Annotated in this window: 22 protein-coding genes; 8 read left to right on the top strand and 14 right to left on the bottom strand. The window is 67.9% G+C overall.

The window, feature by feature from the left end:
* Position 1 precedes the first annotated feature (1 nt).
* The 6 genes from R2910_02630 to R2910_02605 all read right to left on the bottom strand — a co-directional run bounded on the left by R2910_02630 (position 2) and on the right by R2910_02605 (position 5786).
* The gene (locus R2910_02630; GenBank protein ID MEZ4411870.1) at positions 2-214 is read right to left on the bottom strand and encodes a DNA-directed RNA polymerase subunit omega; all 213 of its coding nucleotides are present in this window, start codon (positions 212-214) and stop codon (positions 2-4) included.
* Positions 215-236: 22 nt separating this feature from the next.
* On the bottom strand, positions 237-878 hold the full coding sequence (gene gmk, locus R2910_02625) for a guanylate kinase (protein MEZ4411869.1): 642 nt from the start codon (positions 876-878) through the stop codon (positions 237-239).
* Positions 875-1750, bottom strand: coding sequence for a YicC/YloC family endoribonuclease (locus R2910_02620; protein MEZ4411868.1), 876 nt, complete (start codon positions 1748-1750; stop codon positions 875-877). The genes gmk and R2910_02620 overlap by 4 nt, the downstream gene beginning before the upstream one ends.
* Positions 1751-1855: 105 nt before the next feature.
* A complete protein-coding gene (locus R2910_02615) occupies positions 1856-2575 on the bottom strand; it encodes a hypothetical protein (protein ID MEZ4411867.1) in 720 nt (239 codons plus the stop codon).
* Positions 2576-3652: 1077 nt separating this feature from the next.
* On the bottom strand, positions 3653-5131 hold the full coding sequence (locus tag R2910_02610; GenBank protein MEZ4411866.1) for a leucyl aminopeptidase: 1479 nt from the start codon (positions 5129-5131) through the stop codon (positions 3653-3655).
* Positions 5132-5177: 46 nt separating this feature from the next.
* A complete protein-coding gene (locus tag R2910_02605; protein ID MEZ4411865.1) occupies positions 5178-5786 on the bottom strand; it encodes a GNAT family protein in 609 nt (202 codons plus the stop codon).
* A 70-nt stretch (positions 5787-5856) separates the two neighbouring features.
* On the opposite strand from R2910_02605, the gene iadA reads away from it, so the two are divergent.
* Genes iadA through R2910_02580 form a run of 5 tightly spaced genes read left to right on the top strand, consistent with a single transcriptional unit; the run spans position 5857 to position 13859 of the window.
* A complete protein-coding gene (gene iadA / locus R2910_02600) occupies positions 5857-7026 on the top strand; it encodes a beta-aspartyl-peptidase (GenBank protein ID MEZ4411864.1) in 1170 nt (389 codons plus the stop codon).
* On the top strand, positions 7023-7865 hold the full coding sequence (locus R2910_02595; GenBank protein ID MEZ4411863.1) for a cyanophycinase: 843 nt from the start codon (positions 7023-7025) through the stop codon (positions 7863-7865). Before iadA ends, R2910_02595 begins: the two co-directional genes overlap by 4 nt.
* Before the next feature lie 23 nt (positions 7866-7888).
* Complete coding sequence (gene cphA / locus R2910_02590) at positions 7889-10675, top strand: cyanophycin synthetase (protein ID MEZ4411862.1); 2787 nt, start codon at positions 7889-7891, stop codon at positions 10673-10675.
* The gene (locus R2910_02585) at positions 10675-12402 is read left to right on the top strand and encodes a Mur ligase family protein (GenBank protein MEZ4411861.1); all 1728 of its coding nucleotides are present in this window, start codon (positions 10675-10677) and stop codon (positions 12400-12402) included. Before cphA ends, R2910_02585 begins: the two co-directional genes overlap by 1 nt.
* Complete coding sequence (locus R2910_02580; protein ID MEZ4411860.1) at positions 12399-13859, top strand: amidase; 1461 nt, start codon at positions 12399-12401, stop codon at positions 13857-13859. The genes R2910_02585 and R2910_02580 overlap by 4 nt, the downstream gene beginning before the upstream one ends.
* On the opposite strand, the gene R2910_02575 is transcribed toward R2910_02580, so the two are convergent.
* Together R2910_02575 and R2910_02570 are read right to left on the bottom strand one after the other, a co-directional pair.
* Complete coding sequence (locus R2910_02575) at positions 13853-15790, bottom strand: ABC-F family ATP-binding cassette domain-containing protein (GenBank protein ID MEZ4411859.1); 1938 nt, start codon at positions 15788-15790, stop codon at positions 13853-13855. The two genes, R2910_02580 and R2910_02575, sit on opposite strands and share 7 nt — an antisense overlap.
* Positions 15787-16140 (bottom strand): arsenate reductase family protein, encoded by a 354-nt coding sequence (locus R2910_02570; GenBank protein ID MEZ4411858.1) that lies wholly within the window; start codon positions 16138-16140, stop codon positions 15787-15789. Before R2910_02570 ends, R2910_02575 begins: the two co-directional genes overlap by 4 nt.
* Before the next feature lie 133 nt (positions 16141-16273).
* Here R2910_02570 and R2910_02565 point away from each other — a divergent pair, with 133 nt between their 5' ends.
* Positions 16274-17245 carry a calcium/sodium antiporter gene (locus R2910_02565; protein MEZ4411857.1) on the top strand — a complete coding sequence of 324 codons (972 nt, stop codon included), beginning with the start codon at positions 16274-16276 and terminating at the stop codon, positions 17243-17245.
* A 110-nt stretch (positions 17246-17355) separates the two neighbouring features.
* On the opposite strand, the gene R2910_02560 is transcribed toward R2910_02565, so the two are convergent.
* From R2910_02560 to R2910_02535, 6 genes are all read right to left on the bottom strand, one after another.
* Positions 17356-17712, bottom strand: a complete 357-nt coding sequence (locus R2910_02560) for a hypothetical protein (protein MEZ4411856.1) — start codon at positions 17710-17712, stop codon at positions 17356-17358.
* 2 nt (positions 17713-17714) lie between these two features.
* Complete coding sequence (locus tag R2910_02555) at positions 17715-18665, bottom strand: hypothetical protein (GenBank protein ID MEZ4411855.1); 951 nt, start codon at positions 18663-18665, stop codon at positions 17715-17717.
* A gap of 236 nt (positions 18666-18901) precedes the next feature.
* Positions 18902-19426 (bottom strand): DsrE/DsrF/DrsH-like family protein, encoded by a 525-nt coding sequence (locus R2910_02550; GenBank protein ID MEZ4411854.1) that lies wholly within the window; start codon positions 19424-19426, stop codon positions 18902-18904.
* Between the two features lie 28 nt (positions 19427-19454).
* Positions 19455-19772: a TusE/DsrC/DsvC family sulfur relay protein gene (locus tag R2910_02545; GenBank protein MEZ4411853.1), complete on the bottom strand. Its 318-nt coding sequence runs from the start codon at positions 19770-19772 to the stop codon at positions 19455-19457.
* Between the two features lie 20 nt (positions 19773-19792).
* Positions 19793-21070 carry an FAD/NAD(P)-binding oxidoreductase gene (locus tag R2910_02540; protein MEZ4411852.1) on the bottom strand — a complete coding sequence of 426 codons (1278 nt, stop codon included), beginning with the start codon at positions 21068-21070 and terminating at the stop codon, positions 19793-19795.
* Entirely contained in the window at positions 21067-21387 is a 321-nt protein-coding gene (locus R2910_02535) for a metalloregulator ArsR/SmtB family transcription factor (GenBank protein ID MEZ4411851.1), read from the bottom strand. The genes R2910_02540 and R2910_02535 overlap by 4 nt, the downstream gene beginning before the upstream one ends.
* Before the next feature lie 145 nt (positions 21388-21532).
* Here R2910_02535 and R2910_02530 point away from each other — a divergent pair, with 145 nt between their 5' ends.
* Both R2910_02530 and R2910_02525 read left to right on the top strand, forming a co-directional pair.
* Positions 21533-21910 carry an HsmA family protein gene (locus tag R2910_02530; GenBank protein ID MEZ4411850.1) on the top strand — a complete coding sequence of 126 codons (378 nt, stop codon included), beginning with the start codon at positions 21533-21535 and terminating at the stop codon, positions 21908-21910.
* Between the two features lie 155 nt (positions 21911-22065).
* A complete protein-coding gene (locus R2910_02525; protein ID MEZ4411849.1) occupies positions 22066-23523 on the top strand; it encodes an aminotransferase class V-fold PLP-dependent enzyme in 1458 nt (485 codons plus the stop codon).
* The last annotated feature ends 101 nt before the right edge of the window (positions 23524-23624 follow it).

The following is a 23624-nucleotide window of genomic DNA, read 5'->3' as shown; positions in this document are numbered from 1 at the left end:
CTTACGCCTCGGAGCGGCGGCGGCGGATCATCTTGTACTCGAGCCCGCCGAAGGAGAGCGACTCGAGCGCCGTCGTCGTGAGCTTCTCGTCGCCGGTGTCGAGGTGGTCGCGCGGGAACTCGTTCAGGTAGCGCGCGAACTTGGCCGCGACCAGGACGCCGAGGTACTTGTTGCCGGACTTCCGGGCCGCATCCACCGGGGTATAAATCTTCATTGCTTCCTGCTCCCTTGGTTGGTCATACGCTGTCGCCGTGGGCCGCCGCTGCGACCCCCTGACGCAAAATCTCCACGAACCCGGCGAGATCCCGCCGACGCGCCACCCGGCTCGATTCGGCGTCGAGGATTGCGCCGACCTCGTTGACGGCGTCGCGCAGGTGCTCGTTGATCACCACGTAGTCATACTCGGTCACGGCCAACAGCTCCTCGGCCGCCCGCGCCAGCCGGATCCGCCGGGTTTCGGGCGTCTCGGTGTCCCGACCGCGGAGCCGCTCGACAAGCACCTTGGCCGAAGGCGGGAGGACGAACACCCGGACCGCATCCGGCATCCGTTCCATGACCTGCCGGGCGCCTTCCACCTCGATGTCGAGCACCGCGTGGCGGCCGCCGCCGAGCACCCGGGCGATTTCGGACCGCAGCGTCCCGTAGCGATTCCCGCCGTAGGTCGCGTGCTCGAGAAACTCGCCCGCGACGACCCGGCGCTCGAATTCTTCCGCGCTCAGGAAGTGGTAGTCGTGCCCGTCCTTCTCCCCATGGCGTGGCGCGCGCGTCGTGGCGGACACCGAGTACCCCACGTCGCTCCGCGCCTGCAGCAGCGCCCGCGCGATGGTGGTCTTGCCACCGCCGGAGGGCGAGGAGAGCACCAGGAGGAACGGCGTCACTCGAGGTTTTCCAGCTGCTCGCGGAACTTCTCCATCTCGCCCTTCATCACGATGACCTGCTGCGAGATGTCCGCGTCATTGGCCTTCGAGCCCATCGTGTTGATCTCCCGCCCCAGCTCCTGCGCCAGGAACCCGAGCTGCTTCCCCAACGGACCGTCGCTGGCCAGCGCGGCACGACAGGCGGCCACGTGGGAGCCGAAGCGCACGAGTTCCTCGGTGATGTCCAGCTTATCGGCCAGGAGTGCCAGTTCCTGGGCGAGGCGTGCGTCGTCGATGGCTCGGCCGTCGAGCAGCTCGCCCACGGCGTTCCGCAGCCGGTCCCGCTCCCGTGGCAGCCGAGCCGGCGCCAATTCTGCCACGCGACGAGCCGCCGATTCCAGCAGGTTGAGCCGGTGCGAGAGCTCTGTGGCAAGGGCCTCGCCCTCGCGGCGGCGCATGGCGGCACATTCCGCGATGGCCGCGACCACGATCGGCTCGAACTCGGCCCAGGTGACGGCCGGAATTTCGCTGCCGTCGAACACCAGCACCTCGGGCTGCCGAGCCACCAGCTCAAGCGACACTTCACCGACCAGCCCGAGACTCATCTGCAATTCGCGCAGGCGAGCGACCACGACGCGGGCCCGCTCCATGTTCAGCGCCAGGGCGGCCTCGCGCGCCGGCGACTCGACCCAGCGGACACTCACGCTGATGTGCCCTCGCTCCAGATCCCTGCGAAGCCGCTCGCGCAGTTCGGACTCGAGCGGAGCAAGATCGGACGGCAGCTTGGCCGACAGATTGAAGAACCGGTGGTTGACGGTCCGGATCTCGATCCGGAGGCGCCCGCCGGCCGCGTTCCCCTCGCCGGCCCCGAAGCCGGTCATGCTGTGCGGCACACAACCTCCGCGAATCTGGTAAAGCAAAGAAAGATAGCGGGTTTGGAGGCGGCAGGATAGGTCAGATGACGGCGCGGCCAGGCGGCAGCGGGGCAGCGTGGCCGTTCAATTCACAAACGACCACCGCACCCCGTAAGTGCTTCCATAAGGCGGAATTACGTAGCCGGGCACGTAGGTCTGCTGGGTCCCCGCCAGGTTCATCCGGTCGTAATAGAACTGGAAGCTCCCGAGCTCCAGTTCCAGGTAGGCCCGGAGGAAGGTGGCCCCGGGAAGCCGGATCGGTGCCGATGTGGCATCCAGGCCAATCACCCCGTCGCCCCAGGACTCGACGCCAACCTGGGCCTTCAGGTCGAAGGAGGCGCTCTTGAAGGTCCGGAAGAACTTGGAGCGGATCGTCGCCGTCGTGAGCGAATGGGTTGGGGGATTGCCGTTCGGTGCCGCGGAGGTCGGGTTGCTGTACCGGCTCTCCAGGATGATCCACGGAATGGGCGCCAGCCGCCCGCCGAGCGACAGCCAGGTCGTGGAAGCCGCCGGCGCCAGGCCGGGCACGTTGAGGTACGGTTGCGGCGCGAGTCCCTGGAAGCCGCTCGTCCGGGAGACGTCGGCGGTCAGCGAGAGCCACGACCGTTGCCAGCCGAGCGTGGCGGTGAGATCGCTGATGTCCTGCGCCTGGCTCGTCTCGATGGCCGGCGCCGCCACCACCTTGCCGAGCCGAGCGGAGCCGCTCAGGTCGAAACCGTAGGGCAGCTGGAGGCCGGCGCGTGCGCCCACCCACTCGCTCGACCGGCTGTTGTCGTAGGAAATCCACTCCTTCGAGGCTGGCACTGAGCGCCCCGGTGGGGCCCAGCCCGCGCTCCCCGCACCTCGGCCTTGGTCCAGCGGGAGCGAAGGAAGCCGCTGACGGAGGCCGACATGGTCGGCTTCCGCCATGAGGCCACCACGCCGACGCCGTTGATGCGCTGCGACACGTCACTCCCAGACCACCCGGTCGAGGAGAACACGAGGTCCGCCTGCCGCGTGAGGTCTCCGCTTCCCCCTTGAGGAACGCCCGCAGCTGCATGTCGCCCCGGGTCCCCTTCACCCCCGCCCCGATGCTGTCGCCTGCGTTGCTGACATACGGGTCACGGTTCGGCGACTGCATCACGTACTGGTACTGCAGTCCCCACCGTTCCCCATGCAAATAGCTCAGCTGGAACCAGACGTTGGTCTCCTGCGCGGCGCTGGACAAGGCGTCATTGGTAAGCACGTCCCAGTAGTCCGCCGCGAGAGCATAGCCGATTCCCGAGCGGAATCGCTTCTGGAGCCTGCCGCCGTAGCGCGACAAACTCTTGTCGCCCGTGGCGACGAGGATGTCGGACTCCGCGGCGGCGACGTCGTGTCGGGGGGTATACATCCGGACCCGGAGCAGGCCGGCCCACCGTTCGATCTCGACGCGATCGAGGAGATTGAGGGGAAGAAGCGCGGGGTCGATCCCGACCGAGTCGGGCCCGACGGGGGTGACGGGCAGGCCATCAAGGAAGTACTCGACCGACGTCGCGCCCCGGCCCTGGTAGCTGGCGTACTCCGGCCGACCGATCCAGCCGCTGCGCCAGAGGTAGAGGCCGGGGACCTCGAGCAGAAGCCCGCTCACGGTCTCGGCGGTCGCCCAGCTGATGGCCTGCTTGTCGAGGACAATGCGCGAGCCGTTCGGCATGACCCCATCGGGGTCGAGACGCGGCGCCACCGGCAGCCGGATCCTGGAGAGCGCCTGCCCCTCGAGATACCGGGCGCTCATGTCGACCGTGTCCGCGGCGTTGCGCTGCGAGTCGGCCGCCATCTGCTCGGGCGACTGCGCCTCGAGTGCGGTCGCGGCCAGGCAACAGAGCAACACCAGCCCGGCGACCGGGAACCTGCGGCGGAGGGTCACCCCTGACGGGCCAGAACAAACTCGGCGAAGAGGCGCACGCCCATGCCGGTGGGCCCCTTCACCGACCCGGCATCCTCGCTCTGCGTATAGGCGGTGCCGGCAATGTCGAGATGCGCCCAGGGGTACCCCTCGGCGAATTCGCGAAGGAACCAGGCCGCGGTGATCGTTCCCGCCGGCCGGCCACCGGAGTTCTTCACGTCGGCGATGTCCGACTTGATGTGCTCCCGGAACTCGTCCCACAACGGCAGCTGCCAGACCCGCTCTCCCGAGCGGTCCCCGGCGCGACGCACCTCGTCGATGAGCGCCTCGTCGGTGCCGATCACGGCGGCGGCGGTGTAGCCCAGCGCGCTGACGACCGCCCCGGTCAGCGTCGCGATATCCAGAACGCAGGCAGGGTTGTAGCGCCGGGCATAGTGCAGCGCATCGGCCAGCAGCAGGCGACCTTCCGCGTCGGTGTTCACCACTTCGATGTGCTTGCCGGACAGGGCGCGCACCACATCGCCAGGCTTGTAGGCGGTGCCCGAGAGCATGTTTTCCGCGGACGGGATCAGCCCAATCACGTGGACCTTGGGCTGGAGACGGCCGAGCGCCTCGAACGCGCCGAGCACCGCGGCCGCGCCGGACATGTCGAACTTCATGTCCTCCATCCGTTCGGCGGGCTTGATGGAGATGCCGCCGGTGTCGAAGGTGACGCCCTTCCCCACCAGCACCACCGGGGCGCCGGCACTGCCCTTGTATTCCAGGGCGATGAACCGCGGATCCTCGGCGCTTCCCTTCCCGACCGCGAGCAGCGCGCCCATCCCTTCCTTCTCGATGGCCGCCCGGTCCAGCACGGTGATGCCCATCTTGTGGCGCGCCGCGAGGTCCTGCGCCTGGGCGGCCAGGAACGACGGGGTGCAGGTATTGCTCGGGAGGACCTGCAACCCGCGGGTCAGCGCCTGGGCGGCCCCGATCGCGGCGCCCCGGGCGTGACCTGCCTCCGCGGCCGAGCCCTGCGCCAGGATCTCGACCCGCTCCAACACCGGCTTGGTCTCCTCTGGCGGCAACTTCAGTGCATCGAAGTACCATGCGCCGTACAGGAGCCCTTCGGCGGTCGCCTGCGTCGCGTCACCCTCCGGCACCGCGCCCCGGGCTTCCGGCGTCAGGTAATACACCGCCTCGGTGACGCCGGCGAGGCGCGCACGCTTGCCACCGACCGCCGCGGCGCGGCGCAGGGTGCGGGAGGAGGCGCCGTCCGCGGCACCGCAGCCGACGAGCAGGATTCGCGCGGCGGGGCCGGCGGGGTATACCGACGCCACCTGGTCCTTCTTGCCGGCGAAGTCTCCCGAGGCATACAGGCGCGCGAGGGCGCCGCCTGCGGGGCCGTCGAGTGCGGCGAGCGAGGCGGGCATGGCGCCCTGCGGAACCGCCACGATGAGCAACGGGGTGGTGACGGTGCCGGGGTCGGCATGGCGGAGCGACGTCATCAGGGACATTGCGAATTCGATCTGTTTGGGGTGGTGTGTCAGGTAAGGGGGCAAGCTAACGCGCCGGAGGCGGCTCCCACAACCGCCGCTCCAGCCCGGCCTTGACTCCCGGCCACTCATCGGCCGTGATGGAATACCAGGCGGTGTCGCGCACACGGCCATCCTGCCGCACCTGGTACTTTCGGAAGACGCCCTCCTCGCGAGCACCAAGCCGCAGCATGGCGCCCCGCGACTGCACGTTCAGGGCGTCGGTCTTCAACTCCACGCGGTGGCACCCCCACGCCTCGAAGGCGTGCCGCAACATGAGGTACTTGGCTTCGGCGTTCACGCCCGTCCGCTGCCATGTCGGCGCCACCCAAGTCCACCCGATTTCGACCCGGCGGTTGTCGGCGTCGAGGTTGCCGAACCGGGTGGAGCCAACCACGCGCCCCGACTCCCGGACGACCGTGGCAAAGGGTACGGCGCGCCCGGCCGCACCGGCCGCCAGCGCTCCGTCAAACCAGCGCCGCAGGTCCGCCTCGCCCTCCACGCCTTCGATCGTCCAGGTCCACAGCTCCGGAGCGAGCCCGACGGCCAGGATCCCCGGCCAATGCCGCTCCGCGAGTGGTTCGAGCACCACCGTCTCCCCCGTCAGCGTTGCCGGGGCGTATGAAGGCCTGTTCATCCTTTCAATATACGCCTCCACGGCAGTATTATCCCGCCTCCCCCTGACGCCGACGGAGTCATCCAGACGCATGTTGACGCTGCTGAGAAACGTCGAGATCTACGCCCCGGAACCTCGCGAGGCCCGCCACATGCTCGTCGGCGGCGGCAAGGTGCTCTGGATGGGACGCGACCTCCCAGCGCTCCCGGCCTCGCTCGGTGTGGTGGAGCGCGATTTCAGCGGCCGCCGCGTGATTCCCGGCCTGGTCGACGGCCACGTGCATCTCACTGGCGGCGGGGGAGAATCGGGGCCGGAAAGTCGCGTCCCCCCGGTGCCCCTCACGCGCTTCACCCTTGGCGGCGTCACGACGGTGGTGGGCGTGCTGGGCACGGACGACGTGACGCGGACCACGGGCTCGCTCGTCGCGGCGGCGCGCGGCCTCGTCGCCGAGGGACTCAGCGCCTGGTGCCATACCGGCGGGTATCACCTGCCCCCGACAACGCTGACCGGCAGCATCCGCGGCGACATCGTGCATGTCGACCGCATCATCGGGGTCGGCGAGCTGGCGCTCAGCGATCATCGCTCCAGTCAGCCGACGCTGGACGAACTGCTCCGGCTGGCCAGCGAGGCGCATGTCGCCGGCCTGATGACCGGCAAAGCCGGTATCGTTCACCTGCACCTCGGCGACGGGACGCGCGGCCTGCAACTGGTCAATGACGCGCTCGACGCCAGCGAACTCCCCCCCCGCGTGTTCAATCCCACCCATGTCAACCGCCGCCGCACGCTCTTCGAGGAATCGATGGAACTCGCGTCACGCGGGGCGTGGATCGACCTGACGGCGTTCCCGGTCGGCCCGGAGGAGGACGCCTGGTCGGCGGAGGACGCCCTGCTCCGCTACCTCGGCGCCGGGCTCCCCCCCGAACGGATCACCGTCAGCTCGGATGGTGGCGGGTGCCTCCCGGTCTTCGACGGCGATGGCCGGGTGACCGACATGGAGGTGGGCAGCCCCGCCGCCCTGGCAACCGCGCTGCGCGAGCTCCTCGACCGCGGACAGCCGCTGGAGCGGGTCCTGCCCGCGTTCACATCCAACCCCGCCGACCTCCTGCGCCTCCCCGACAAGGGACGCATCGAAGCGGGGGGCGACGCCGATCTGGTGGTCCTCAACCCCGACGGAGAGATGACTGACGTGATGGCCCTGGGACGTTGGCACGTGGTGGACGGCCGCGCCGTGGTGCGCGGCACCTTCGAGGACCTGCGATGAGCCCCGCACGCGTGCCGGATGGCGCCGAGCGCGGGGTGATCATCCCCGTCGGCGGCGCGGAAGAGAAGATGAGCGACGCCAGGATCCTGCGGCGCTTCGTGGAGATCGCGGGCGGGAAGGACGCGCGGATCGCGGTCATTCCCACCGCCTCGCAACTGGCCGACACCGGCGATCGCTACGAGACCCTCTTCACGGAACTGGGCGCGGGCCGGGTCCGGTCCCTCCCGTTCGAGACGCGCGCCGATTGCGATCGCGCCGAGTTGCTCAACAAGCTGGTCACGGCGACGGGCGTGTTCATGACCGGCGGCAACCAGCTGCGGCTGGCGACGACCCTTGGCGGGACCGAGGTCGCGCGGACCATCCGGACGCTGAACGCCGCCGGCGTCCCGGTGGCCGGCACCTCCGCGGGCGCGGCTTTCCTCTCGGAGCACATGATCGCCCACGGCGAGGACGGCGCCGTCCCGCGCGCCAACATCGTGGCGCTCGCCCCCGGGCTCGGGCTGACGAACCGCGTGGTCATCGACCAGCATTTCCGGCAGCGCGACCGGCTCGGCCGGCTCCTCACCGCCCTCGCCTACAACCCCTTCGCGATCGGCGTCGGTCTCGACGAAGACACCGCGGCGTTCATCGGACCGGATGAAACGCTCGAAGTGGTCGGCAGCGGTGGCATCACGATCGTGGACTGCTCCAACGTCGAGTACTCCTCGATGGACCAGGTGGGCGACCACGAACCGGTCTGCCTCATCGGCCTGCGCCTGCACATCCTGACCGCCGGCGCGACCTTCAATCTGCACACTCGCGTGGCGGCGGCGCCGAACGCCGCCGCCGCTCAGCCCTGACCCCGGTCCCCCCCGGGAGGCCTATGCGCATCACCGAAACCTCGGTCTACCTCGGACCGAGCCTGTACGCCCATTTCCCCGTCATCCGCTTCGACCTGGATCTCGGACCGCTCGAGGAATGGCCGACCAGCCGGCTCGGACCTGCGTTCAACGACGCCCTGTTTGCCGCACTCCCCGGACTCCTCGAGCACGGCTGCTCCTACGGCGACGCCGGCGGGTTCCAGCGCCGCGTCCTGGAGGACGAGGGCACCTGGCTGGGCCATGTGCTCGAACACGTGGCGATTGAATTGCAAAATGTCGCCGGTGCGCACGTCACCTTCGGCAAGACGCGCTCGACCGAGGTCCCGGGTCACTACCACGTGGTCTTCGAATACGAGCAGGAAGAGGTCGGCCTCGAGGCGGGCCGGCTGGCGCTGACGCTCCTCCACTCCCTGCTGCCGGAAGAGTTGCGGCCGCCCGGAAGCGTCCCGACCGACTTCGACTTCGCCGAGGAGCGCGATGCCTTCATCCGGTTCGCCCAGCGCCGCGCCCTGGGACCGAGCACCGGCGCGCTGGTCCACGCGGCGGTGGAACGAGGCATTCCCTGGATGCGGCTCAACGACTACAGCCTGATCCAGTTCGGCTGGGGTCGCTATCAGCAGCGGGTCCAGGCGACGATCACCAGCCGCACGCCGCACATCGCGGTCGAAATCGCCTCCGACAAGGAGGAGACCAACAAGCTGCTGTCCCGGCTCGGGCTGCCCGTGCCGAAGCAGCGGCTGGTGCAGCGCGAGGACGAGGCGATCGATGCGGCCCGGCGGATCGGGTATCCGGTGGTGATCAAGCCGTACAACGCGAATCACGGCCGCGGGGTGGCCATCAACCTCCGCGACGACGAGTCGGTGGCCCAGGCCTTCCGGCAGGCGCAGGCCATCAGCCGCAGCGTCATCGTGGAGACCTTCATCGAGGGCCACGACCACCGCATGCTGGTCATCGACGGCGAGCTGGTGGCGGTGGCGAAGCGGGTGCCGGGGCACGTGGTCGGCGACGGCACGCACACGATTGAGCAGCTGGTGGCGGTGGTCAACGCCGACCCGCGCCGCGGCATCGGACACGAGAAAGTCCTGACGCGCATCGAGTTCGACGCGCAGGCCGACCGGCTGCTGGCGCAGCGGGACTACACGCGCCAGTCGGTGCCACCCGCTGGGGAGATTGTCTATCTCCGGTCGACGGGGAACCTCTCCACTGGCGGGACCTCGGTGGATGTGACCGACTCGGTCCATCCCGACAACCGCGAGATGGCCATTCGCACCGTGGAGGCGATCGGTCTCGACGTGGGCGGCGTGGACTTCCTCACACCCGACATCACCCAGTCCTACCGTGAGCACGGCGGCGGCGCCATCTGCGAAGTGAACGCGGCGCCGGGATTCCGGATGCACATGGCGCCCAGCGAAGGCACGCCGCGAGACGTAGCCGACCCCGTGCTCGACATGCTCTTCCCGCCCGGCAGCCCCTCGCGCATCCCGATCGCGGCGATCACCGGCACCAACGGCAAGACCACCACGTCGCGCATGCTGGCGCATATCCACAAGCTGGCGGGACGCACCGTCGGGCTGACCACCACGGACGGTGTGTACATCGACGGCAATCGGACCGTCGAAGGCGACATGACCGGCCCGATCGCCGCGCGAATGGTGCTCGGGGACCCGCATGTCGACGTGGCCGTGCTCGAGACGGCGCGCGGCGGCCTGCTCCGCGCGGGCATGGGCTACCGCCGCTGCGACGTGGCCGCCTGCCTCAACGTGAAGTCCGATCACCTCGGCCTCCGCGGCATTCATTCGCTCGAGGAGCTCGCCAAGGTCAAGCGCATTCCGATCGAGGTCGCGCGCGACACCGCCGTGCTTAACGCCGACGATCCCCTCTGCCTCGCCATGGCCGACTACACCGAGGCGAAGGTCATCTGCTACGTCACCCTGAACCCCGAGCACCAGCTGGTCCGGGCGCACATCCGCGCCGGCGGCCGCGCGCTGGCGCTGGAAGCCGGCGTGAACGGGGAGATGATCACGATCTACGACAAGGGCGGACACATCCCCCTGCTCTGGACCCACCTGATACCCGCCACCCTCGAAGGCCGCGCGATGCACAACGTGCAGAACGCGATGTTCGCGGCGGCCATGGCGTTCAGCATGGGGGTCAAGCTCGAGGACATCCGGCACGGTCTCCGGACCTTCGACACCAGCTTCTTCCAGGCGCCGGGCCGGATGAACGTCTTCGACGAACACGGCTTCAAGGTCATTCTCGACTACGGCCACAACCCCGACGCGGTGGAGGTGATGTGCCAGCTCACCGACCGTATCGAGATCAAGGGCAAGAAGCTCGTGGTGCTGGCGGGGCCTGGCGACCGGCGCGACGAGGACATCCGGGCCATCGCCGCGAAGGCGGCGGGGCGCTTCAGCCATTACATCTGCCGGCGGGACGACTCACTGCGGGGCCGCACCGACGAGGAAGTGCCCCGGATCCTGCGCGAGACGCTGCTCGCCGCCGGCGTGCCGGACAAGCAGATCACGGTCATCTCCGACGAGCAGCGCGCGGTGGACGCCGCCCTGCGGATGGCGCGCCAGGGCGACCTCCTGCTGGTCTTCGGCGATTCGATCGCACGGACCTGGAAGCAGATCATTCACTTCAGCCCCAAGAGCCGGGCCGCGTCGACGCCGGCCACGCCGGTGAAAGTGGCCGTGACCGCGCCGGTGCCCGGGACCGAGCTTCCCGATTCTGAACAGCTCATCAGCGACGAGCGGGGCGTCCGCCTCGTCCGCGAAGCCGACGACTGATGCTGCTGCCGGCAACGATCCGTGACTCACGGCGCCTGACGGGCCCGAACCTCGTCACCGACCGTCCCGGTGCGGTGCTGGAAGTCGAACTCCCAGAACCTGCCGCGGACGAACTCGTCCGCTTCTGGAAGGAAGAGGCGCGGCTCGCCCTCGATGCCGTGGGATGGGCGGGCGAGTCGTTGCATGTCCGGCGATATCCCGGCGGCGCCAGCCTCGCGATGACCGCACCGATCGACGCTCTCTACGCCGCCACCGAGGTGAACGAGTGGGCCTGGGCGGCGGCGACGGCCCGGTTCCATTGCGAGTCGGTCGACGACGAGGAGGAGTACGCCCGGCTTGCCGCGCTGATCGCGGAGGAGCGGAAGCCTGCCCTGCTCGCCCTGCACCAGTCGGCCGGGGCCCATGGCCTCCGGTTTCTCTGGGACGACGAGGCCGCCTCCATCGGTACGGGCGCGGGCTCGAGGACCTGGGCGATGGACGCGCTCCCCGACCCTGGCAGGGTCGACTGGGCCGCACTCCGGAACATTCCGGTGGCGCTCATCACCGGCAGCAACGGGAAGACAACCGTTACCCGGCTGGTGAGCGAAATGATCGCGGCGGCGGGCCTGGTGGCCGGGCACACCTCCACCGATGGTGTGAAGGTCGGGGGCGAGTTGCTGGAGGCCGGAGACTTCTCGGGACCGGGCGGTGCGCGCCGCCTCCTCCGCGACCGGCGCGTGGAGATGGCCGTCCTGGAGACGGCCCGCGGTGGACTGCTCCGCCGCGGCCTCGCGATTGACCACGCCGAGGTCGCGGTCGTCACCAATATCGCGGAGGACCACCTCGGTGAATCGGGGGTCTATTCCCTTGGCGACCTCGCGGAGGCGAAGCTGGTCGTCGCCCGCGCGCTAGGGGGGACGCGGCCGCTGGTGCTGAACGCGGACGACCCTGCCCTGGTGCCCGCCGGGGCGCAGTTTGCCGGGCCCATCGCCTGGTTTTCGCTCGATCCCGACAACCTCACCCTGGCCGGTGCCCGACGCAGGGGCGGACCCACCGCCACGGTCCGTGACGGCCAGATCGTGCTCGCCGAGGGAACGCGGGAGCGTTCGATTGCGCCACTCAGCAGCGTCCCCATCACCGTCGGCGGGGCGGCACGATACAACGTCGCCAACGCCCTTGCCGCGTCGCTGGTGGGAGCGCTCCTCGGCCTGGCGGACCCCGCCATCGCCGCGGGCCTTGCCGCCCTCACGAACAGCCCCACGGGAAATCTCGGCCGACTCAACGCCTTCGAATTCGGCGGCATCCGGCTCTTCGTGGATTTTGCCCACAATCCGCACGGCATCACCGCCCTCATGGACATGGCCCAGGCCCTTCCCGCCACGCGCCGCCTCGTGGTCATCGGCCAGGCGGGCGACCGGGACGATCACGCCATCCTCGAGCTGGCGCGCACCGCCTGGATCGGGAGACCCGACCGGGTCCTCGTGAAAGAAATGCCGGACTACCTTCGCGGGCGCGCCGCAGGGGAAGTCTCCGGCATGCTGCTGGCGGAACTGCGGTCGCTCGGCGCGCGGGACGATCAGCTCGACCTGGCCGTCGGCGAATTGCAGGCGGCGCGGCAGGCGCTCGGCTGGGCGCGCGACGGAGACCTGCTGCTGTTGACCGTGCATGCCGACCGCGACACCGTGCTCCGCTACCTGCAGCGACTGGCCACCGGGCAGTGGACCGCGGGGGAGCCGCTTCCGGAGTGACCGCCGACCTCAGGTCAGGGTTTGCGACCGCCGGCGAGATCGCGGCGGCCATCCGCGAGGGGGAGCTGAGCGCGGTCGAGGCCCACGACGTCCATGCCGCCCGCATGGCGCGGCTGAATCCCTCCATCAACGCCGTCGTCATACCGAACCCGCTGGCCCGCGATCGCGCCGTTGCCGCCGATGCCGCGCTGGCCCGCGGCGAGTCGTGGGGACCGCTGCACGGCGTGCCCGTCACGATCAAGGACATTTTCGACGTGCAGGGGCTGCGGAACACCGCCGGCTACCTGCCGGCCCGCGACAACGTCTCCACCACGAATGCCACGGTGGTCCAGCGCGTCCTCGATGCCGGGGCCGTCATCCTCGGCAAGACGAACGTCCCCCTCCTCTGCTACGACTGGCAGTGTGACAGTCCGATTTTCGGCCGCACCAACAATCCCTGGAACCTCGACCGGACACCGGGTGGAAGCACCGGCGGCGGGGCCGCGGCGCTCGCCGCCGGACTCACGCCACTGGAGATCGGCAGCGACGCCGCCGGATCGATCCGGATCCCGGCCCACTTCTGCGGGGTTTTCGGACTGAAGCCAACCGAGCATCGCGTGTCGGGCGCCGGACATGGCGAGTTGCCAGGCGCCCCGCCTCGCGGGCTTCGTCACATGGTGAGCTTCGGGCCGCTTGCCCGGAACGTGGCGGACCTGCGGCTCGCGCTGACACTGCTGGAAGGGCCCGACGGCCGCCACAGCGAGGTGCCCCCGGTGCCGCCCATCGCCCCGACGCGGGAGCCGCCGGCCGCCGGCGAGGTGCGCATCGCGTGGATGGATGCCCTGCCGCAGGGACCGGTGGCGAGCGAGACCGCCGACGTGGTGCGCGCCGCTGCGGCATCGCTGGAGGCCGCCGGATGCACGGTGGAACGAGTTGGCCCGTCGGATTTCGACCTTCAGGACGCACTGGAATTGTGGGGGGAGATCAACGGGTTCGAGATGGGAGTGATGACGCCGGCGCCGATTCGGATGATGCTCCGTCACGGCACCTACTTCGGGCTGGGACGAACCCGATGGACCCGCGGGCTCCGCGGCGGGCTCTCGATGGACCCGAAGCGCTTCGTGCGGGCGCTGGCCGCCCGCGATGAGATGATCGCCGCCCTGGAGCGGTTCCTCGATCGATTCGACGCGTGGATGCTTCCTGTGTCGCCGACCGCTGCCTTTCCGCATATGCGGCCCGGCAAGCCGATCGTGATCGACGGGGTCAAGGTGGCCTACACCACAGCGGTCGGCGCGTATTCAGCACCATTCAACCTGACGGGCAATCCGGTGCTGACGGTGCCGGCGGGCCAGACGTCGGGCGGGATGCCGGTCGGGGTACAATTGGTGGGACGACGGTGGGAAGACGACGCCCTGCTGGCCACGGCGGACCGCGTCTCCCGGATCCTTGGCCCGTTCCGCCCGCCACCGGGCTACTGACCGAGCGCCTCGACCTCGGCGGTGGCCGCTTCCCAGGCGGCGAACGCCGCCTCGAATTCTCTCCGCGACGCCTCGAGTTTCTTCCCCAACTGCGCCGCACGTTTGCCACCCTCGGCGGTGGCGTAGAGCGCCGGGTCTTCCATCTGGTCCTTCAAGGCGGTGACGGTCTTCCCCCTGGCCGCCACCCGCGCCTCGGCAGCTGCGAGCGATTCGCGGGCGGCGCGCAGCGCGACGCGTTCATCCTTCGCGCGATCGTCCCCGCGCCGCGTCTTCTTCCGCTCCTCCACGCGGCGACTCGACTCATCCTCCGCCGCGGCGACCGCGGCGGCGTGCTCCCGCTCCCTGCTCGCCTCTTCCCACTCCACGAAGGTGCCGGGATAGTCGGTGATGCGGCCGTGATGAAGGACCCAGACCCGCGTCACCAACGCTTCCAGCAACGCGCGGTCATGGCTGACCAGCAGGACGTTGCCGCCCCAGGCACTGAGTGCGTCCTCCAGTACTTCGATCGACTCGACATCGAGGTGATTGGTGGGCTCGTCGAAGATGAGGAGATTGGCGTTCTCGAGCACCATCATCGAGAGCGCCATCCGGGCACGCTCGCCGCCGGAGAGGGAACTGGCGCGGCGGAGCACGGTGTCGCCGCTGAAGCCGAAGGCACCGAGGTGGCCCTGGATGGCGCCGCGATTCCACATGGGGCGGAGGTCGGCGGTGATGTCGTAGAGCGATTTCTCCTGGGGCACCTGGGCCATGTCCTGCCGGTACCAGGCGGGGGTGATCGAATCGCCGAGGCGTAGCTCGCCCTCGCTGAGGGGACGCTCACCGAGTAGGGCGCGGAGGAGGGTCGTTTTGCCGGCCCCGTTTGGACCGACAAGGCCGACCACTTCGCCACGGGTGACGCGCGCCGAGAAGCGGTCGAGGAGGACCCGGTCCTCGATCTGGACCCGGACGTTCTGGGCCACGAGGACCTGGTCGCCACCACGATCGCCGGGCGGGAAGTTGACGGTCATGCTCCCCTCCTCGCCCGGGGGTGGGCCGAGCCGCGGGAGCCGTTCGAGGCGGCGGCGGCGCCCCTTGGCCTGGGCGCTGTTGCCGCCGGCGATGTTTCGCCGGATGAAGTCCTCCTCCGCCTCGATGTTCTTCCGCTGCTTGTCAAAGGCGCGCTGCTGCGACAGCTGCCGTTCGGCGCGCTGCTCCAGGAAACCCTTGTAGCCGGTCTTGTAGGCGGTGATGGTCTTCGCCTCGAAGTGCAGGATCCGGTTGGAGAGGCGGGTCAGGAATGCCCGGTCGTGGCTGATGACGAGGACCGTCGCGTCGAGGCCGAGGAGGTGGTCTTCCAGCCAGCGGGTGGTGTCGAGGTCGAGGTGGTTGGTCGGCTCGTCAAGGAGGAGGACGTCCGCGGGCGCCACGAGCTGGCGGGCGAGGGCGACACGTCCCCGCTCCCCGCCGCTCAGCGTGGCGACCGCCTGCGTCCGTGCCACCTCCGGGTCGAAGCCGAGGCCGTGGAGCACCGCGTCCACGCGGGGGGCAAGGGTGTAGCCGCCATCGCGTTCGAATCGTTCGAGGTCACGGGAATAGCGATCGAGGGCAGCCTCCGAGGGATCGGCGCCGAGGGCGGCGGCCTGTTCCGCGAGGGACACTTCAAGGGAGAGGAGCTCGGCGAAGGGACCGGCGGCCGCCTCCCACACCCGCGTGGCGTCGCCGAAGTCACGGTGCTGGTCCATGAGCGAGATGCGCAGTCCCGATTCCCGGGCGACGGTCCCGCGGCTCGGCTGGGCGGTGCCGGCGAGGAGGCGAAAGAGTGTGGTCTTCCCCGTCCCGTTCCGACCCACCACACCCCAGCGCTCGCCCCGTTCGATGGTGAAGGTGGCGTCGGCGAAGAGCCGGGTGACCCCGAACTCGACCGCCAGCCCGGAGACTGAAAACTGGCTCACGACGCCACCCATTCCTTCCAGGTCTCTTCCGCTGGACCAATGGTTAGCCGCTGCTGTTGCCGCACCAGGGGGGTCCGGAGCAGCGTCGGTTCGTCGGCGAGTCGGTCCAGCCAGCGTTCGTCTGAAAGGGCCGCGCTGCGGAGGCCGAGCTCGGCAAACCGCTTTCCTTCGCGGTCCACCAGGGCCCCCACCCCGAACTTCTGGGCGAACCGGCGCAATTCACCCGGCGACGCGGCCTTCACCCGCAGGTCCACGAAGTGGGTCTTCACCCGCCGCTCCGCGAAGAACCGGAGCGCCTTGCGGGTGTCCTGACATTTCTTCGTCCCGAAGACCTGCACTTCGATCGCCACACCCAGCCTCGTTGCTCCGCGGTCATGTGCTGGCCGCTCCGGGGAATACCGGGCGGCAGAACGGCGGGAAAGGTACAGGGATGCGCCGCTCCGCACAGGCCCGGAGTTCCCGGGCCGCAGTATATTCCAGCCCATGGAACTCCTGCCTCCGATCCTGCTTGTGGTTCTCGGCCTCGGCCTCCTCGCCGGTGGCGGCGAGGCACTCGTCCGTGGCGCCACCACCATCGCCCGGATTGCGGGGCTGACCCCGGCCGTCATCGGGCTGACCATCGTCGCCGCCGGCACCTCTCTCCCCGAGCTTGTCGTCAGCGTTCTGGCCGCCGTGCGCGGCACGCCGGACATTGCGGTCGGCAACGTGGTGGGATCGAACATCTTCAACATCGGGATGGTCCTGGGGGCGGCGGCCCTGGTCGCGCCGCTGGTGGTCCACGGCGCGGCGGTGCGCCTCGAGTGGCCGGTGATGTTCCTGGCGAGCTGGATCGGGTTCCTGCTGATGCGCGACTACGGCCTCGACCGTATGGAGGGGGGGTTCTTCGTCGCTTCCCTGGTCGTGTTCGTGGCCTACTCGGTCTACATCGCCCGGCACGAGGTGAGCCCCGAGGAACAGACCGACTACGCGAGCGAGACGGCGGGGCGATCGCTGCATCCCCGCACCCGCGAACTCGGCATGAGCATCCTGGCCGTGCTCGTCGGCTCCGGACTCCTTGTGCTCGGCGGCAAGTTCCTGGTGGACGGGTCGGTGTCGCTGGCGCGCTATGCCGGGATGTCGGAGCGGGTCATCGGGCTCACGATCGTCGCTGTGGGCACCAGCGCGCCCGAACTCGCGGCGAGCCTCGTGGCCGCCGCCCGCGGGCGGACCGACATCGCGCTGGCCAACATTATCGGATCCAACATCTTCAACATCCTCGGTATCCTGGGCGTCACAGCGCTGGTCCTCCCGATCCCGATCGCGGAGGGCATCGTCAAGACGGACATGTGGTGGATGCTGGCCTTCGCCCTGGTGCTCTTCCCGATGATGCGGAAGGGGAAGAGCATCTCGCGGCTGGAGGGGGGGATCCTGCTGGCGGGGTATGGGATCTACCTTACCACACTGCTGCGGGGGTAGCCTGCGTGGTGTGCCATTCAGATGGAAGAGCCCCCGCCCGGCGTGTTGCCGGATGGGGGCTCGACTGCTCAGCCGATTGGCCGCATCGGCCGCGAAACGGGCCTGCAGTACTAGTCGCCTTTCGGAAAGAGTGAGCCGATCAGTCCGCCCAGAGGAACTCCCACCGCCGCTCCCAGCAAGACCCCAAATGCAGCGGTGACACCACAATTGTCGTCACCGTTTTCCGAGCACATACCACCTAGTAAAACGCCGCCGGCCGCCCCCAACAACACACCGCCGACGATCGCGCCGGTCCACCGGTAATCGTCCGCCGCAGCGCTCACGAGAGCTGCGGTACTCTCAAACGAGGGCGGCTCCCAGGTCACCCAATGACTCGACGTGTAGATCTGCGCTTTCTCCTGTGCAGCGACGGCCGCTGGCATGGTCGCCAGGATCACCGAGGTGACGACGATGAGAGACAGTTTCATGGCTAGAAACCCTCGGCATTCAATCGCGTCTTGTAGGGGTCTGACGCCGCGCCACCGATACTCGTCGGTATCCAGCCTCGGAATATCGTGTCTGTCCAGAAGCACTCTTGGCGTCCGCTGCCGTAATAGATATATGAGGGGTCACGACTCGTAGTGCAGTTTATCAATCGAACTGAATTGCTCCCGAGATTATACACACCGCTCACGAACACCCTCGCGGGGGTATCGACGCTTTCACAAGTGTCGGTCCCAAGGGTACCCCCAGCATTACAGGCGCTCTCGCTATTGTAGTTGGCGTGCTTGCCTTCCGCGACGTAGGCACGTGGATAGGCGCCTTGATGACTTGGATACATCAACTGAGTAGGATAAGCATTCGACCCCTTAGAGTAGATACCATAGCTGGTATGCTGGGAATACTTGGCCTTCCCCAGCACCCAATGCTCAGTGTCGTAGTCGTAGTACACCTCAAGAATGATCGCTTCGGAATCGCCATTGTGCCCAAAGCAGCTCGAAGGAGCGCCTGGCAGGCCACAAGTATAGGTGCTGCTCCCAGCATCTCGATAGTATCCAATGAGGTAGGCGATCTTGATATTGTCCGTATCATTAGGCGACACAGGCGCGGCCACCCAGTACGGTTCTCGCCCTACCTCGTCCCACTGGTCGTAGTAGAGCTCTGGAGCAAAGGCGATCGCCAAGTTGTTTTCGCAGAATGTTGACAACCCATCCCCGTCATGATCTGACTGCCCACCCGCCACACAGGTCTCCCCCGTCACAGCGCTCCCTAGGAACACCCCGGGCGCGTTCGGATTAGGGTCGATCTCAATACAACCCTGATGGCAGAGGGGACCCACCAGGGACTGAATGCCGGTGTTGCTCTCATCAAGCGGATCGCCAGCACAGCCCAGGAGAATACCTACCAGACCTGACGCCAGAAGATAGCGCCTCGACCACATACTACCTCCGATGTTTGGGCAAACCCTGGAATGGACGCGACAACCCTACAACACGGATCGTGAATCGTGCATGAAGGCCGAATGAACCTTTTCCAACCTGCCAGCCCAGGTCATGTGACCGCTTCCCCGGCTCAGGCGCGTTGCAGGTAGGTCAGCCTGATGGGACCGTGCACGACCAAGAAGAGCCCCCGCCCGGGACTTGCCGGACGGGGGCTCGTGCATGTGGCCGAGGCAACTCAGGTGAAGATGATCTCGCCGCCTGCAGCCATGTCATAGAAGTCACCGACGGTGATGATGCTGTCCACCACCTCGACGAAGTCCGACTTGTCCAAGTCGAACATGTCGACCGATGCCTTGCAGGCATAGAGCTTACCGCCGGAGTCGGCGATCATTTGGATAAACTCCCCGATCGGCGGAATGTCAAGCGTCTCCATCTTCTTCTGCATCTGGCCGGTCACGAAGCTCGACATGCCGGGAATCATCCCCAGGAGTGTGGGAATCCCGAGGGCCGGATTGCCGACGGTTGCCACCTTGATCTTGCCCTGCTTGGCCTTCACCACGGCGTCCATGCCGAAGAAGGTGAAGAAGAGGTTCGCTTCGATCCCTTCCATGCGAGCGCCGTTGGCCATGATCAGCGCGGGATAGATCCCTTCCAGCGACCCCTTGGACACGATGATGGACACCTTTTCGATGCGGCGCGGCGCAGCCTCGACCGCCTCGGGGGCGGAGGACGTCTCTGGATAGACAGCTGTTGCGGACATATGCAGTGCTCCTGTGGCGCAGGCCACGTCAGATGCAGCCCTTGGGCTTCGGAATGCCGCCGATCTTGGCGGCCAGCTTGGCAGGACCCTTTGGGAAGAGCTTGTACAGTTCCTTGATATCGACCCCGGACTCCTTCCCCAGCGAGCGGATCGACGGCGCCGCGCCGGTCTCGAGATACCGGGTGCGCATGTACCGCACGACCGCCCAATGCCGCTCCGTCAGTGCCGGCACGCCGTTCTCGCGTGCGATCTCGGCGGCGATCGTCTCGTTCCACTGTTCCGGCTTCTGCAGAAACCCCTCGGCATCCACATCCAGTACGGTATCCAGCATGGTCAGGGTGGGCATGGTCTTGGTCTCCTCGCGTCTCAGACGGCGACTGGTTCGGCGGCAGGCGTCGGCAGCTGCTTGCCGCGCATGGTCATTTGGGGTGCCACGAGCGGGATGTCGTGGCCTGGGAGCAGCATGTTCCAGTAGACCCACCGGAACGCCAGCTTCCCGAGGTGGTTAAGGCGTGACTCCTTCAGCAGGCGGAGCGGGCCGATGCCGGGGATCGGGAAGGTGCCGGGAAGGGGCTCGGTCTCGTAGTTGAAGTCGATCAGCAGCGCCTGGTTGAATCCGGTCTCGATGAAGCAATTGCTGTGGCCGTCGAAGTCGGGCTCCAGCGGCTGCCCCTTGAGAAAGCGCGCGATGTTCTCCTCGAGGATCTCGGCCTGGAAGTGTGCCACTGAGCCCGCCTTCGACGCCGGCACGTTGGTGGCGTCGCCCAGGGCGAAGATGTTCGGCTTCCGCTCCGCCTGCAGGGTCTGCGGGTTGGTCAGGACGAACCCGAGGTCGTCGCCCAGCCCGGGAGACCGGCTCACATACTCGGCGCCGCCATGCAGGGGGATCGCGACCAGCAGATCGAAGGGGATTGCGCGCTCGTCGTAGGCGATCAATCGACCATTCGCGCCATCCACCTCCCCGGTGTTGAACTCGGGCTGGAGGCGGATCTCCTTGCCCTTGAAGAGGTGGGCGAGTTCGCGATTGCAGACTGGTTTGGTGAACGGACCGTCGAGCGGGGTGACGTAGGTGATCTCCACCTTGTCGCGCATGCCCCGCTTGGTGAAGAACCAGTCGGCCAGGAACACGAATTCCAACGGGGCCACCGGGCATTTGATCGGCATGTCCACGACATTGACGACCAGGCGGCCGCCCTTCCAGGTGGCAAGCGCGTCCCGGAGCGCCGTGGCGCCTTCGAGCGTGTAGAAGTCGAATACGTTCTTGCGCCAGCCTGCACCGGTCATCCCTTCGGTCTCTTCCGGGAGCACGCGAGTACCGGTGGCGACGATGAGGACGTCGTAGGCGATCGGCGTCCCGTCAGCGAGGAAGACGACGTCCTTGTCTGCGTCGACCCGGTCGATCGGGCGCTGGACGTACCGAATGCCGTCGCGAATCTGACGGTTGCGGGGCTTCCGGACCTGCTCTGGGGTGTACATCCCGAACGGCAGAAAGAGGAGCCCGGGTTGATAGATGTGGTCGTTGTCCTGGTCCACCAGGGTGATGATGGTCTGCCCCGCCGCAATTTCCCGGCGGTAGTGCCGGGACAGTCGGTTGGCGATGGTGGTACCGGCGGTGCCGGCGCCGAGGATGACAATGCGGGTCATGTGATCCTCCCGTCGGTGATTTCACACTCACGGACACAGGCGAGGATGCGGAAGACCTTCGGTTCGATGATGCGATACAGCATGTAGGTGCCGTCCCGCCGGGACTCGACGACGCCGTGCCCCCGGAGAATGCCGAGCTGCTCGGAGACGGCGGCCTGCGTGGCCCCGCTGTACGACTGCAGTTCGCTCACGTTCTGCTCTCCCCCGCGCTCCATGATCTCGAGGAGCCGAAGGCGCAGCGGGTGGCCCAGGCACTTGATGACGCGGGCAGCCGTCTGCAGGACTTCGTCGGAAATCGGTTTCGTTGCAGCGGTCACGTGGCCCTCCGGTGTACGATGGAGCTATCTGGATATCTCGTTATTCCCATATCGAAGATTGCACCATTGTTCACAAGGGAGTTGCAAGTGATTCTGAGGGAGTCTTCAGGCAACGATCCTCCGAATTCCGTACCTTAGGCGTGCGATGCCTCCCATCATCAGGGCCGCCGTCTCTCTCATGTTCGCCGCTTTCGCCTTCTACACCGTTGGCGTCTGGTCGGCTGTGCTCTCCCATCGGCTGAAGCCGTGGCATGCCCTGCTCTTCTGGCTCGGCTTCTCCTCCGACACCGCCGGCACCGAACTGATGCGACAGATGGCGGGGGGATTTCGCTGGGGATTTCACACGGCGACCGGCGGGCTCGCGCTGCTCCTCATGCTGCTGCACGCGGTGTGGGCCACGACGGTCCTGGTGCGGGGGAACGAGGCACGCCTCCGGACCTTCCACCGGACGAGCGTGGTCGTCTGGGTGATCTGGCTGATTCCCTTCGTGACGGGGTTGGTTGCGGGCAGCCGACGCATGTAGCGCACTGGGACCTCCTTGTCGTTCGACACGTCCCTCAGCATACTCCGCCAGCACTCCCTTATCTGGTCTGCCTCGGCAAGCCCTTTCTTGGCGCGTTCCGGCAACGGTGGACTCATCCTGATTCCGGGCAGCATCACCATGAACCGGCCCCTCTGATGGACCGAGACGCGCTTCTCGCTGCGCTCCGCCTTCTCGAGCGACAGGCTCGCCCGCTCGAGCCGGGCACCAGCCGTCGACGGGACCTGCTCCGCGCCGTCAACGCCTCGGCCGAACGATTCCTCCGCGCACTCCCCAGTAGCAACGCGTTCCAGGAAACCGACGACAAGGCCATCGGCCTGCTCGACGCGCCGATCCGTGAACGGGGCCTTCGGCTCGCTGATGTCATCGGGCACCTGGAGCACGACGTGGTCCGCCCCGGCGCCGCCACCGCCTCCGGCGGCCACCTCGCCTACATCCCGGGGGGCGGACTCTATCACGCCGCCCTGGGCGACCTCTACGCCGCGGTCACCAACAAGTACGCCGGCTTCTTCTTTACCGGGCCCGGCCCCGCGCGAATGGAAAACATGCTCGTGCGGTGGACCGCCGATCTGGTCGGGTTCCCGACCACCGCCGGCGGTGCGATTGTCTCCGGCGGCAGCATCGCCAACTTGAGCGCCATCACGGCCGCGCGGGATGCCCACGGCCTGCGAGGCGCCGACTACGCGACGGCGGTGGTCTACCTCACGGACCAGGCGCATCACTGCATCGCGAAGGCGCTCCGTATTGCCGGCATGGCGGAGGCACCCCTCCGCCGTGTGCCGATGGACGACCGGTGGCGCATGCGGCCCGACGCGCTCGCCGAGGCCATCGCCGCCGACCGCGCGGCGGGGTTGAATCCGTGGCTCGTCGTGGCAGCCGCAGGCACCACCGACACGGGAGCCATCGACCCGCTCGACGCGCTGGCCGATGTCGCGAAGCGGGAACGCTGCTGGTACCACGTGGACGCGGCCTATGGCGGATACTTCCTGTTGACCGACCACGGGAAGGCAGCGATGCGCGGCATCGAGCGGGCCGATTCGGTCGTCCTCGACCCGCACAAGACTCTCTTCCTGCCTTATGGATGCGGGATGGTGATCGCGCGGGACGCCGCGACGCTCGCCGCCACCAACACCTATACCGGCCACTACATGCAGGACGCCCTGCGCGACACCGGTGAGGTGTCATCCGCCGACCTCTCACCCGAACTTTCCAGGCACTTCCGGGCGCTCCGCATGTGGCTGCCGCTGGTGCTGCTCGGGACGAAGCCATTCCGGGCCGCGCTCGACGAGAAGCTGCTCCTCGCACGCTATTTCAGGATGGAAGTGGCACGGCTGGGTTTTGAAGTCGGCCCCGAGCCAGACCTCTCGGTCGTGACCTACCGCTGGGCACCGCCCGGCCTGGAGCTTGAAGCAACGAACGCCCTGAACAAGGCCATCATCGAAGGCGCGCAGCGCGACGGGCGGATCTTCTTGTCATCGACGATGCTCGACGGCCGGTACACCCTCAGGATGGCGGCTGTCACCCACCGGACTCATCGGAGGACGATCGACCTGGCGCTCACGGTCCTGCGGGAGCAGGTCGAAGCGCTGGGGTGAACGCGGGACGGCCCGCCTCCACTTCGGCAACGCCGATGGCGCCTCGACGCGCCGGGGCTGACTCGGCGCCATCTTCGGTGCACGAACACCCTCCCTTCCGA

The organism is Gemmatimonadales bacterium (assembly GCA_041390145.1).
Taxonomy (GTDB): Bacteria; Gemmatimonadota; Gemmatimonadetes; order Gemmatimonadales; family GWC2-71-9; genus SPDF01.
Note: the sequence above shows the minus strand (reverse complement) of the source record. Positions and strands in the feature narration are given on the sequence as shown.

Excerpts from the sequence above, each read along its gene's own strand:
- cphA (MEZ4411862.1), top strand. The coding sequence starts at position 7,889 with ATGCGCATCACCGAAACCTCGGTCTACCTCGGACCGAGCCTGTACGCC.
- R2910_02525 (MEZ4411849.1), top strand. The coding sequence starts at position 22,066 with ATGGACCGAGACGCGCTTCTCGCTGCGCTCCGCCTTCTCGAGCGACAG.
- R2910_02595 (MEZ4411863.1), top strand. The coding sequence starts at position 7,023 with ATGAGCCCCGCACGCGTGCCGGATGGCGCCGAGCGCGGGGTGATCATC.
- R2910_02550 (MEZ4411854.1), bottom strand. The coding sequence starts at position 19,426 with ATGTCCGCAACAGCTGTCTATCCAGAGACGTCCTCCGCCCCCGAGGCG.
- R2910_02540 (MEZ4411852.1), bottom strand. The coding sequence starts at position 21,070 with ATGACCCGCATTGTCATCCTCGGCGCCGGCACCGCCGGTACCACCATC.
- R2910_02585 (MEZ4411861.1), top strand. The coding sequence starts at position 10,675 with ATGCTGCTGCCGGCAACGATCCGTGACTCACGGCGCCTGACGGGCCCG.
- R2910_02630 (MEZ4411870.1), bottom strand. The coding sequence starts at position 214 with ATGAAGATTTATACCCCGGTGGATGCGGCCCGGAAGTCCGGCAACAAG.
- R2910_02565 (MEZ4411857.1), top strand. The coding sequence starts at position 16,274 with ATGGAACTCCTGCCTCCGATCCTGCTTGTGGTTCTCGGCCTCGGCCTC.
- R2910_02530 (MEZ4411850.1), top strand. The coding sequence starts at position 21,533 with ATGCCTCCCATCATCAGGGCCGCCGTCTCTCTCATGTTCGCCGCTTTC.
- iadA (MEZ4411864.1), top strand. The coding sequence starts at position 5,857 with ATGTTGACGCTGCTGAGAAACGTCGAGATCTACGCCCCGGAACCTCGC.
- R2910_02605 (MEZ4411865.1), bottom strand. The coding sequence starts at position 5,786 with ATGAACAGGCCTTCATACGCCCCGGCAACGCTGACGGGGGAGACGGTG.
- R2910_02545 (MEZ4411853.1), bottom strand. The coding sequence starts at position 19,772 with ATGCCCACCCTGACCATGCTGGATACCGTACTGGATGTGGATGCCGAG.
- R2910_02560 (MEZ4411856.1), bottom strand. The coding sequence starts at position 17,712 with ATGAAACTGTCTCTCATCGTCGTCACCTCGGTGATCCTGGCGACCATG.
- R2910_02610 (MEZ4411866.1), bottom strand. The coding sequence starts at position 5,131 with ATGTCCCTGATGACGTCGCTCCGCCATGCCGACCCCGGCACCGTCACC.
- R2910_02555 (MEZ4411855.1), bottom strand. The coding sequence starts at position 18,665 with ATGTGGTCGAGGCGCTATCTTCTGGCGTCAGGTCTGGTAGGTATTCTC.